The sequence below is a fragment of the Acidobacteriota bacterium genome (assembly GCA_009861545.1).
Classification (GTDB): domain Bacteria; phylum Acidobacteriota; class Vicinamibacteria; order Vicinamibacterales; family UBA8438; genus WTFV01.
In genome coordinates this window covers 1-11,519 of the sequence record VXME01000162.1, presented here as the reverse complement: position 1 = coordinate 11,519, position 11,519 = coordinate 1, and the positions used below count along the sequence as shown (strand labels likewise).

At 68.2% G+C, this 11,519-nt stretch carries 11 protein-coding genes; 8 read left to right on the top strand and 3 right to left on the bottom strand.

The features are described 5' to 3' along the window. Positions 1-172 precede the first annotated feature (172 nt). From F4X11_25535 to F4X11_25505, 7 genes are all read left to right on the top strand, one after another. Positions 173-1,882, top strand: coding sequence for a DUF3696 domain-containing protein (locus F4X11_25535; protein MYN68338.1), 1,710 nt, complete (start codon positions 173-175; stop codon positions 1,880-1,882). After that, on the top strand, positions 1,882-2,841 hold the full coding sequence (locus F4X11_25530; protein MYN68337.1) for a hypothetical protein: 960 nt from the start codon (positions 1,882-1,884) through the stop codon (positions 2,839-2,841). Before F4X11_25535 ends, F4X11_25530 begins: the two co-directional genes overlap by 1 nt. 33 nt (positions 2,842-2,874) lie before the next feature. Then, the gene (locus F4X11_25525) at positions 2,875-4,476 is read left to right on the top strand and encodes a choline dehydrogenase (GenBank protein MYN68336.1); all 1,602 of its coding nucleotides are present in this window, start codon (positions 2,875-2,877) and stop codon (positions 4,474-4,476) included. 93 nt (positions 4,477-4,569) lie between these two features. Next, the gene (locus F4X11_25520) at positions 4,570-4,782 is read left to right on the top strand and encodes a TraY domain-containing protein (protein ID MYN68335.1); all 213 of its coding nucleotides are present in this window, start codon (positions 4,570-4,572) and stop codon (positions 4,780-4,782) included. Continuing rightward, positions 4,694-5,032, top strand: coding sequence for a type II toxin-antitoxin system RelE/ParE family toxin (locus F4X11_25515; protein ID MYN68334.1), 339 nt, complete (start codon positions 4,694-4,696; stop codon positions 5,030-5,032). The genes F4X11_25520 and F4X11_25515 overlap by 89 nt, the downstream gene beginning before the upstream one ends. 18 nt (positions 5,033-5,050) lie before the next feature. Then, positions 5,051-5,971 carry an ABC transporter ATP-binding protein gene (locus F4X11_25510; protein MYN68333.1) on the top strand — a complete coding sequence of 307 codons (921 nt, stop codon included), beginning with the start codon at positions 5,051-5,053 and terminating at the stop codon, positions 5,969-5,971. 18 nt (positions 5,972-5,989) lie between these two features. Further along, a complete protein-coding gene (locus tag F4X11_25505; GenBank protein MYN68332.1) occupies positions 5,990-6,754 on the top strand; it encodes an ABC transporter permease in 765 nt (254 codons plus the stop codon). Between the two features lie 55 nt (positions 6,755-6,809). Here F4X11_25505 and F4X11_25500 read toward each other — a convergent pair whose 3' ends face one another. The 3 genes from F4X11_25500 to F4X11_25490 form a co-directional block, all read right to left on the bottom strand. Beyond that, positions 6,810-7,799: a hypothetical protein gene (locus tag F4X11_25500; protein MYN68331.1), complete on the bottom strand. Its 990-nt coding sequence runs from the start codon at positions 7,797-7,799 to the stop codon at positions 6,810-6,812. Then, positions 7,796-9,634: a PQQ-binding-like beta-propeller repeat protein gene (locus F4X11_25495; GenBank protein MYN68330.1), complete on the bottom strand. Its 1,839-nt coding sequence runs from the start codon at positions 9,632-9,634 to the stop codon at positions 7,796-7,798. Before F4X11_25495 ends, F4X11_25500 begins: the two co-directional genes overlap by 4 nt. Before the next feature lie 530 nt (positions 9,635-10,164). Further along, positions 10,165-10,359 (bottom strand): hypothetical protein, encoded by a 195-nt coding sequence (locus tag F4X11_25490; GenBank protein MYN68329.1) that lies wholly within the window; start codon positions 10,357-10,359, stop codon positions 10,165-10,167. 12 nt (positions 10,360-10,371) lie between these two features. On the opposite strand from F4X11_25490, the gene F4X11_25485 reads away from it, so the two are divergent. Further along, entirely contained in the window at positions 10,372-11,406 is a 1,035-nt protein-coding gene (locus F4X11_25485) for a hypothetical protein (protein MYN68328.1), read from the top strand. Positions 11,407-11,519: the final 113 nt, after the last annotated feature.

Genomic DNA, 11,519 nt, shown 5'->3' with positions numbered 1-11,519 from the left:
CGTCGGCTCGCGCCTACAATTGTCGCATCTGTTTTCTGCGGCGCAGACTCCTAGACGCGTCTTGAACACCGACATATCCGAGCGATCAGACGAGGCACCGGAGGCGGACAGGGGCGCCAATCGCGTTCGGGAAGCAACCGGGGCGGACGGTGGCGGCTGGAAGGAATCCCGCATGGAGGTGTTGGGGCTGTTCACGCCGCTGCCTCACTGGAACGAGATCCCTCTCTTGGACGACCATGGGCAGAGCGCCGACGGCGGATACGACCTGGACGAATTCACGGCGGTGGTCTCGGCTCTGTTCGTAGGCATCGGACAGGCCCTCCGCGACGAGTTGGCGCGCGTCCGCTATATCGGTCCGGTCCGCGACCTCCATCCGCAGACGACAATCGCATCGTCGGCACGCCGTAGGGCGTTCGAGACGTTCGCAGCCGACTTCATCCACGGCGGCGACGCTGCCGGAACCCGGCCGCCCTACCCCGCATCCTGGGCGGACGGGTCCGCCGCCTGGACGTACCTCCACTACACCCCTCACCGAGATCTCCTCGACGCGGTGAACACGTGGCTCGAGCGGCGGGACCGACTGGACACCGGCTACGCCCTCCGCGTACGGTCCAAGGTGACGATCTACGAGGACGAAGCCGAACTCGTCTCGGAGATGCGCGAGTACCATCAGCTTCGACAAACCTTCGGGCACCCGGACGGCTCAGTCGACCTCGCTGGGTGGGTGCGCTTAGAGGCGGCGACCATTATCGACATGCTGGATCCTGACGGCCCCAAGGCTGCGCTCAAGCGCTGCGACCAGCTTCGGGAGCAGTTCGCCGGCGCCAACGGAGCGTCGATCACCGAGTCGGTGGACAAGGATGTCGAAGGAATTCTCCAGGACAAGATCGAGAAGTTTGGTGGTCCCCAGCCCATCGACATCGAACCGGGAATACGCCGGGAAGCCGAGAGACACCTGCGTCTGGCTGAAGACGTCTGGCGCCTCTTGGGTCTGACCACGCAGGATATGGCGCTGCAGATTACCGATGCGGGCGAGGACATGGCCAGTGCATCGGAACCACTCACGGCCGCCTTCGGCCGACGCCTGAACAACCTGCTCCGGAGGTGGGAAAGCAACGCTCCTAAGTGGATCTACACGGCAGGTGTAATCGACGGACTGCGCGCGATGCATGTCCACGACGACTTACCCGATGAACTCGAAGCATGGATACGGTGGATAGAAAACGCTCGCACACGGAAAGACCCATCAGTCGAGGTCGAGCAGTTCCTCGCCGAGTTCCGCAGGGCTCTCCAGGCAAGCGTAGCGTCCGCACGGCGGAACTATCGGCGTCTGACCGCACTCGTCGCCAGGATGGAAGCCGGTAAGTTCTCGTCGCAGGAGATCGAAGCACTCGCCGTCGGGATCGCGGCGCGCCCGCCACAGCGCGAGATCGGCCTCCTCACGACCAGGAACGCGGTACCCGTCCGGATTGCCGACGTGGGCGTCGGCGTCTCGCAGGTCCTTCCGGTGGTAGTCGCCGCCCTCGATCCCGACCGTCCGGGCATCACGGCCATCGAGCAACCGGAGCTCCACCTGCACCCCAAACTACAGGTAGAGCTCGGCGACCTGTTCGCGCAACCCGTGGACGACGGCCGCGTCTTCCTGCTCGAGAACCACAGTGAGCACCTGATGCTACGGCTGCTGCGTCGGATTGAGGAAACTCACAGCGGCGAACTGCCGGAAGGCAAGCCTCCGCTGAGGCCCGACCAGGTTTCAGTCGTCTTCATCGAGCAGATCGATGGCGAGGTCAGAGCGACGCCGCTCCGGATCGACGAAACCGGCGAGTTCATCGACCGCTGGCCCCAGGGCTTCTTCGACGAGCGGGACGACGAGCTCTTCTGATGCTCTACACGTATGCCATCGAGCCCGAGGCGCTCGCCACCTGGGACAGGTGCCGCCTCATCCTGAATCTGATGGGATTCCAGCACGGGCGAGCGATCGCCGCGTACCCCACCCGACAACGCTGGAAAGCGCTGGTCCGCGCAGCCTGCCGCGAGAACGACGATCTCGGCGACCGGGATCAACGTCGGATCCTCAGGAAGCTGGAGCAGTCGAACGGAAGGCTCGTCAGGCCAGATGTGGAGTACGACGATGGGCTGGAGCCGGCCGCTGAGCGCTGGATTCGCAATGCGGTTGACAGACAGATCACACAATCGGCCTTCCACGCCATCCTGTCAACGCGGAACCCGACGAATCATCCGGATGTCGTCCTCGACGAGGACATCGACGAGTCGCACGACAGGTTCGATGTCCCGCGTGAACTGCCCGTGCTGCGACAGGCACAGGAACTTGCAGCGCACATCGCAACTCTGGTCGTGAACAGCCGCGAGATGCTGCTGGTCGATCCACATCTCGACTTCTCGAAGGACAAATGGCGTCCCGTCGTCGCCGCCTGCCTCGATCTGATAGCAAGATCCGTCCGAGGCAATCCGCGTGCCGAGATCCACACGTTGGACACGGACGCGAAGTGGAGTTCCGAAGAGTTCCGGAAACGGTGTCGGCGGCATATTCCCGGCATGCTGACCGCGGCACTCACCTCGGTCCAGGTGCGTCGTTGGCGTCTGCGAGACAACGAGCCCCATGACTTCCACGCGCGCTACATGCTGACGGATCGCGGCGGCTACAGGCTCGACAAGGGACTGGACGAGCAACCCGGCGTCGAGCAGCCCGTCGGACTCCTCGACGATCAGGAATGGAACCGTATCCGGGAGGGCTACAGCGACGCCACGCCCGTGTACGACAGGGCCGACGCCTTCACGGTGGACAGGTCCGGCACCCTGCACCTGGAGCCGGACGCATGAAGTCCTCCAAATCCGCTCGTGTAGGATCCCCGCGTGACGCACGACTACATCATCATCGGGGCCGGCACGGCCGGGTGCGTGCTCGCCAACCGGCTGTCGGCCGACCCCGACGCCAGCGTGCTGCTGCTCGAGGCGGGCGGTAAGGACGACTACTTCTGGATCGACATCCCGGTCGGCTATCTCTATACCATCGGCAACCCCCGCACGGACTGGTGCTACAAGATCGAGCCCGATCCCGGGCTCAACGGCCGCACCATCGGCTACGCCCGCGGGCGGGTCCTCGGCGGCTGCTCCTCGATCAACGCGATGATCTACATGCGGGGGCAGAGGAGCGACTACGACCACTGGGCGTCGCTCGGGAACCGCGGCTGGGGCTGGGACGACGTGCTGCCGGTGTTCAAGCGCTCGGAGGACTACCAGCACGGCGCCGACGAGTTCCACGGGGTGGGCGGGGAGATGCGGGTCGAGGAGCGGCGGGTGAGCTGGGAGATTCTCGACGCGTGGCGGCGGGCCGCCGAGGAGTGCGGGATTCCGAGGATCGCCGAGTTCAACCGGGGCGACAACTTCGGGAACGCCTACTTCCAGATGAACCAGCGCGGCGGACGGCGCTGGAGCGGCACCAAGGCATTCCTGCGCCCCGTCATGCACCGGCCGAACCTGACGGTGCGGACCGACGCGCAGGTGCGACGCCTGGCGGTAGAAACGGGCGACGGCGGCCCGCGTGCGACCGGTGTCGAGCTGGTGAGGGGCGAGCGGTTGACGGCGCGGCGCGAGGTGATCCTGGCCGCCGGCGCCATCGGCTCGCCGCAGATCCTGCAGTTGTCGGGCATCGGTCCCGGCGCCCTGCTGCAGCGGCACGGCATCGACGTCGTCCACGACCTGGCCGGGGTCGGCGAGAACCTGCACGACCACCTGCAGATCCGCAGCATCTACAAGGTGGAGAACACCGTCACCCTGAACCAACGGGTGAACTCTCTGATCGACAAGGTGTCGATGGGACTGGAATACCTGCTGTTCAAGACCGGCCCGCTGACGATGCCGCCGTCGCAGCTCGGCGCCTTCGCCCGGAGCGACCCGTCGCGGGCGGCCGCGAACATCGAGTGGCACGTGCAGCCGCTTTCACTCGACAAGTTCGGCGACCCGCTGCACAAGTTCAACGCGATCACGCCGTCGGTCGCCAACCTGCAGCCGACGAGCCGCGGGCACGTCCGCATCAAGGACCGGGACCCGCTGCAGGCGCCGGCCATCACGCTGAACTACCTGTCCACCGACGAGGATCGCCAGGTCGCGGTGGCCGGCCTGCGGTTCACGCGGCGCATCATGGCCGCGCAGGCCCTGGCGCCGTTCGAGCCGCGGGAATGGCTGCCCGGTCCGGAGGTCGACGGCGACGAGGCGCTGGCGCACGCGGCCGGCGACCTCGGCACCACGATCTTCCACCCCGTCGGGACCTGCAGGATGGGGCACGACCCGCTGGCGGTCGTCGACGACCGGCTCGCCGTGCACGGCATGTCCGGCCTGCGGATCATCGACGCCTCGGTGATGCCGCGGATCACGTCGGGCAACACGAACGCGCCCACGGTCATGATCGCCGAGAAGGGAGCGGCGTTCGTGCTTGAGGATGCGGCGGAGCGGTGACGACCGCGCTTCGCCGGGCGCGGCCTGGAATCCATGGCCCCAGGATGGACACGCGCCACGGGGAGCCGTACACTGACTGTGCGCGTGCAGCCTATGCTGGCAATTCGACTACCCCAGGGGATCGAGCAGCGCTTGGCCGACTTGGCCCACAAGACCGGCCGCACCAAGACCTTCTATGCGCGCGAGGCGATCCTGACCCACCTCGAAGACCTCGAGGATACCTACCTGGCCGAGGAACGGTTGGCCACGCCGGCCAGGCGATGGTCTCACGAAGACCTGGAGGCCGAGGTCGACCTGGACCGTTGAATGGGACGATCGCGCCCGCCGCGAACTGCGGCGGCTCGATCGGGCCGTTCAAGATGCGATCCTCCGCTACTTCTCCGAACGGATCAGGACGGATTCGGATCCCCGGCGGTTCGGTCGGCGCTTGCGCCACGCCCGCGCGGGTCTGTGGCGCTATCGAATTGGCGCCTACCGCGTCGTCTGCCGTATCGAGGACCAACGACTGGTTGTGCTGGTGCTCGGCGTCGCACACCGGCGCGAGGTCTACCGCTGAGGCCGGGCCGCCAACGGCATGAAACCTGACCACGTCATCGAGGTCGAGGCGGTTCGCAAGGCGTACGGCCCGACCCTCGCGGCCGATGACGTCTCCTTCACGGTGCGGCGCGGCGAGATCTTCGGCCTCATCGGACCGAACGGGGCCGGCAAGACCACCGCGATGGAGTGCGTCGAGGGGCTGCGCGCACCGGATGCCGGACGAATCACGGTGCTCGGGCTCGATCCGGTCCGCGACCGGCGGGCGCTGCAGCTCCGAATCGGCGTACAACTCCAGGAGGCGCAGCTGCAGAAGCGGATCAAGGTGTGGGAGGCGGTCGCCTTCTGGCAGGAACTGTACCCGACCGCGGTCGACGGTGGGCAACTGCTCCGGCAGCTCGGGCTTCACGGCAAGCGCGACGCCTGGTTCATGACGCTGTCGGGCGGACAGAAGCAGCGCCTGTTCATCGCCCTGGCGCTGGTGAACGACCCGGAGGTCGTGTTCCTCGACGAGCTGACGACCGGACTGGATCCCCAGGCGCGGCGCGCAATCTGGAACCTGGTGCTCGGTATCCGCGACCACGGCAAGACCGTGTTCCTGACGACGCACCTGATGGAGGAAGCCGAGCGCCTCTGCGACCGGGTGGCGATCATCGATCACGGCCGTATCATCGACATGGATCGGCCCGGCGCCCTGGTCGAACGGCACTGCCCGCAGCGGACGGTGGTCGTGGCGACCGACCATGCCGGCGCCGCGGATCGGTTTCGCGCGATCCCCTCGGCGACCGCAGTCCGGTGCGAAGGCGGACGGCATGAAATCGAAGGCCGCGGCGACACCCTCGTGACCGACGTCATCCACACCATCTCCGAGCACCGCATGCCGGTTTCCGAGTTCCGCACCGTGCTGCCGACCCTGGAGGACGTGTTTCTGACCCTGACCGGGCGGTCGATTCGGGCCTGAGGCAACGCGATGCAAACGATGCTGCGACACCTGCTGCAGCTCACCTGGCTCGAGATCAAGATCTTCGTCCGCGAACCGCTCGGCGTCTTCGGCGCGATCGCGGTGCCGGTGCTGCTCTTCCTCGTCGTCGGGAGGATTGCCGTCGGCAGCGTCGACGATCACGCGGTTCGAGAGGCCGCCCCGGGCGACCTCGCGTTCCTGCGCACCGACCTGCCCGTCTTCGTCACCGTCATGATCACCCTCAGCGCGGTCCTCTCGCTGGTCACCATCATCGGCATCTACCGCGAGGGGGGCATCCTGAAACGCCTGCGCGCCACGCCGGTTCGCCCGCCGACCATCCTGCTCGCACACGTGCTGGTCAAGCTGATCTTCACGGCGGCGGCGCTGGGACTGATGCTGCTGGCCGGCCGGCGCTTCTATCCGATCGGCGTCGACGCGCCGCTGGCCGCGTTCACGGCGGCGCTCGTGCTCACCACCTGGAGCGTCCTTTCCATCGGCTTCGTCATCGCCAGCCTCGTACCGACCGCGCGGTTCGCGCAGCCGCTCGGGGCGCTGCTGCTTTATCCGATGATTCCGCTCTCCGGGCTCTTCACGCCGGTCGAGACGCTGCCACCCGCTCTCGCCGCGGTCGCGCGATTCCTGCCGCTGACCTACGCCGTATCGCTGCTGCGGGGCATCTGGTCGGGAAACCCGTGGTCCGCGCACGCGGGCGACATCGCGGCGCTCGTGCTGGTGTTCGTTCTCGCCACCGCCGTCGCGGCGCGAGTGTTCCGCTGGGAGTGACACGCGACGCCCTCCAGGACACCCGGCACGGGCCGGCGGCCGGAGAGACCCCCGGCTACCGGCGCTGCAGGACCATCACCCAGCGGTCGTGCCCCTCGCGCTCGCTGTCGCCGACGACCGCCAGAACCAGCGACCCGGCGGCGGAGACGTCGCGCGCCGGGCGGGGCGTCTCGAAGCTGCCGGCCGACACCGGGTTGGCCGGATCCGACAGGTCCACCACCTGCACGCCGGCATCGGTGTCGGCCACGAAGGCGTAGTCTCCGTCGAGCGATACGCGCGTGGCGCGGCCGGGCGTCTCGAACGACGAGAGCTTGCCCGGCGCGGCCGGATCGGAGACGTCGTAGACCTGCAGGTCTCCCCCGCCGGCCCCGACGATCAGGGTCGGCCGCGCGTCCGTGCCCACCGACACCTCGATGTCGCGCGGCGCCGCCGGCGCATGGATCACGCCGATCGGCTCGGGCATGCCCGATCTCGAGAGGTCGAACACGTAGAGCCCGGACGGCGAATCGGTGGCGTAGGCGATGGTCCCGGCGGTGACCACGTCGCGGGCGTACCCGTCGAGGAAGAATGACCCTATCCCCGCCGGAGCCGTCTCGTCCGTTACGTCGATCAGAACGAAGCCCTCCATGTGGTCGATGATGCCGACCTTGCCGCTGGCGATGTCGCCGATCTTCGTCTGGCCGAGCGTCTTGTGCTGGCCGAGCAGCACCGGCGCGTCCGGATCCGAGATGTCGAGGATGCCGAGGCCGAAGAAGTTGGCGCCGACGTAGGCCCGGTCCTCGGTCAGCCGGAAGCCCCAGATCTCCTGCGGAAACGTATGCGAGCCGCGCGCCACGGGATTCGCCGGGTCGGAGACGTCCCAGATGGTGAACGTGTGCCCGCCCGACACGTAGGCATGGCCGCCCTGGATGCGCACCAGCTCCGCCGGTCCCGGGATCTCGCCAACCGGCTCCAGGGCCACCCCCTGGGCGCCGGCGCCCGTCGCGAACAGACCGAGAACGGTCGCCAGCACCGCGCCGCGCGTCATCGTCTGCAACGTCGTCACTGCCCGCCTCCCTTCGCGATCCGATAGAGCTTCGACTGGGTCCGGATGAAGAGGCTGCCGCGCGCGATGGCCGGCGTGGCCAGCGTCATCTCGTTCAACGGGTTCTTGTGGAGGATCTCGAACTCCGATCCCGCCTTCACCACGTAGGTCTCGCCGTCCTCGCTCAGCAGGAAGAGCCTGCCGTTGTAGGCCCAGGGCGAGGCGGTGAAGCCGTTGCCGATCTCCAGGCGCCGGCGGCCGTAGATCTCCTCCCCGGTGCGCGCGTCGTGGGCCACCAGGAAGCCCCGGTCGAGCAGCGTGTAGTAGATGTCGCCGTAGACGATGGCCGTCGTGTTGTAGGTGCCGAGCAGCGGATAGGACCAGGCGATGTCCTCCGAGGAGGTGAGGGGACCGGGGAATCCGGAGGTGATGCCGCGGCGCATCGCGTCCTCCGGGAACAGCGAGATGTCCCCCGCGGCGCCGGGCCGGACCGCGTACACCGGCCGCAGGCCGCCGCCCGGGTAGCCGGAGCTGATGTAGACCAGGCCGTGGCTGGTGAACGGGGTCGGAATCGTGAGCCCCGACATCCCGTGCAGCTCCCAGAGCAGCTCGCCGTCGAGGTCGTAGGACCGCACCCCCTGCGTGCCGGCGGTCACGAGCTCCGTCCGCAGGTCGTGCTCCCAGACGAACGGCGTCGACCAGTTCTGGCCGCGCTCGTCGCGTTCGATCTCCCAGATCTTCTCGCCGGTGTTCTTGTCGAAGGCGGCGAGGAACGAGCGCGTGGTGTTGTCGTTGACGATGTACAGCCGGTCGTCGTGGAGAATCGGCGACGCGGCGGTCCCCATCTCCAGCAACGTGTTGTAGACGTCGAGCTCCCGGGTCCAGATGGTCTCGCCGCTCATGTTGAACGCCGCGACCTGGCCGATGGCCCCGAAGTAGACGTAGACGCGCCGCCCGTCGGTGACCGGCGTCTCGGACGCGAAGCTGTTCTTCAGGTGCCGCTTGCCCGGCGGCGGGGCGCTGTAGAGCTCGCGCTGCCAGAGGGGCCGTCCGCTGCGGAAGTCGATGGCGTAGAGCATCCAGCGGTGCTCGTTCAGGGAGGCCTCCGACCCATTCTCCATGCCGGGGTCGTAGAGTCCCTTGATCGGCTCCGGCTCCTCCCCGGCGCTGATCGCGGAGGTCACGAACACGCTGTTCCCGGCAATCACCGGCGAGCTCCAGGCCAGGCCCGGAATGTCGAGGGTCCAGACGACGTTCTCGGTCTCGCTCCAGCGCTCCGGCAGGTTCGGGTCATCGGGAACGACGCCCGCGGCAGGCCCGCGGAACTGCAGCCAGTCTTCCTGTCCCGCGGCCGCGGCCCCGGCGGCCAGCAGCGCGCCCAGCGCGACGACGACGATCCGGTGCATCGACTCTCTCCTTCGAGCAGGTTCCGTCACGGCGCGGCGCCCGGCGGCGGCGCGGCGCGTGCTCCTAACTGTACGGCCCCGGATTCGCCTGTCAAGCCGGCGCCGAACCGGGGCATAATATGCAGTTGGATTACAGGTTCTCACCAGGAGGTATCGGATGCGACGCCGACCGTGTGTTTCGACCAGTCTCGCGGTGCTGCTCGCGGCCACCCTGCTCGTGCCCGCCGCTGCCGGCGGCCAGGAAGAGGCGTCCGACGCGTGGCAGGCGCCGCGCACCCCGAACGGGCGTCCCGACCTCCAGGGCGTCTGGGACTTCCGCAGCCTGACGCCGCTCGAGCGGCCGGAAGCCATCGCCGACCAGGATGTCTTCACCGCGGAAGAGGCCGCGCAGTTCACCGAGGAGCGGCTCGCCGCGCTCGACAAGGACCAGCCGGGACCCGACGGGCGCATTCCGCTGTCCGGCGGCTACAACGACTTCTGGTGGGACTACGGCCGGGAGCTCACCGATGACCTGCGCACGTCGCTGGTCGTCGATCCGCCCGACGGACGGCTGCCGGGGCTGACATCCGCCGGTCGCGAGCGCGCCGCCGCGCGCCGCGCCGCCCTCGGCCGCGACGCGCATGGCCCGGAGGACCGCGGCGCCTTCGAGCGCTGCATCCTCGGCTTCAACGCCGGCCCCCCGATGAACCCGAGCGCCTACAACAACAACATGCAGCTCTTCCAGACCGCCGACCACGTGGTCATCCTGAACGAGATGGTGCACGACGCACGGATCGTGCCGCTCGACGGCTCGGACCACCTGCCGGACGACGTGCGGCAGTGGCGCGGCGACTCGCGCGGACGCTGGGACGGCGACACGCTGGTGATCGAGACGAGGAACTTCACCGACAAGACGTCGTTCCGCGGCACCGGCCCCGACCTGCACCTGGTCGAGCGGTTCACGCGCGTCGAGGACGGGATACTGCTCTACGAGTACACGGTCACCGATCCCGAGTCGTTCGAGCGCCCCTGGTCGGTCGCCGTACCCATGCAGAAGAACGACCTGCCGGTCTTCGAGTACGCCTGCCACGAGGGCAACTACGGGATGCTGAACCTGATGGTGAGCGCCCGGGCGGAGGACGCGCGGAAGGCCGCCGAGGCCGGCGGCTCGGCACGCTGACGAGATTCAACGCCAAGGAGCATTTGCGATGCACAGACTCATCAACCCACGTTTCGTCACCGTCGCCGCCCTCGCGGCGGCCTTCGCGCTCGCCGGCGCGGCCGGCGCCGAGGCACAGCTCGAGCGCGTCGTCGACCCGGAGTGGACACTGCCGCGGACGGCCGACGGCCAGCCCGACCTGCAGGGACTGTGGGGCAACAAGACCATCACGCCGATGGAGCGCCCCGCCGCGCTGGAAGGGCGGGCCTTCCTGACCGACGAGGAGATGGCCCAGCGCAACCGGCAACGAGCCCTCGACGAGGCGGCGCGGGACGCGGCTCCGGCCCAGCGCTACGAGGCGGGCGGCAACGTCGGCGGCTACGGCAGCTACTGGCTCGACGCGGGCGACACCGTACTCTCGACCGGCCAGACGTCGCTGATCGTCGATCCGCCGGACGGGCGGGCGCCCGTTCGCCAGTGGGCGCTGGACAACAAGGCCTACAACCTCGCCCACAACGGCGACCACTACCGGAACATGAGCGTCTGGGACCGCTGCCTCTCGCGCGGCGTGCCCGGCTCGATGCTGCCGGCCGGCTACAACAACGCCTACCGCTTCCTGCAGACCCCGGACCACTTCGTCATCCAGCACGAGATGATCCACGACGCGCGGATCATCCCGTTCCGCGACAGGCCGTTCGCCGACGACAACATCCGGCAGTGGATGGGCGACGCCCGCGCCCACTGGGAGGGCGACACGCTGGTCGTCGAGACGAAGAACTTCCACAACCGCGGCTGGATCGCATCGAGCGGCGCCGGCGCCCGGCTCAAGGGCGTCGCGGTCAGCAAGGCGCTGCACGTCGTGGAGCGCTTCCGGCGCGTGTCGGAGAACACCATCATCTGGACGGTGACCATCGAGGATCCGAACGTCTACACAAGCCCCTGGACGATCCAGATGCCGCTGACGGCCGAGCCGGAGTACGACATCTTCGAGTACGCCTGCCACGAGGGGAACTACGCGGTTCCGAACGCGCTGAGCGGCCAGCGCGTCATCGACGCGCGGGCGGCGGCAACCGAGAATCAGTAACTTGCGTGGGGCCCCCCGCCCGGCGGGGTAGCAGGCCGGGGCGCGGACGGGGGGCGCCGCGTGGGATAAGGCAACCACCCGCGACGGCCAGCAAGAAAGCGACAGCGAGGACG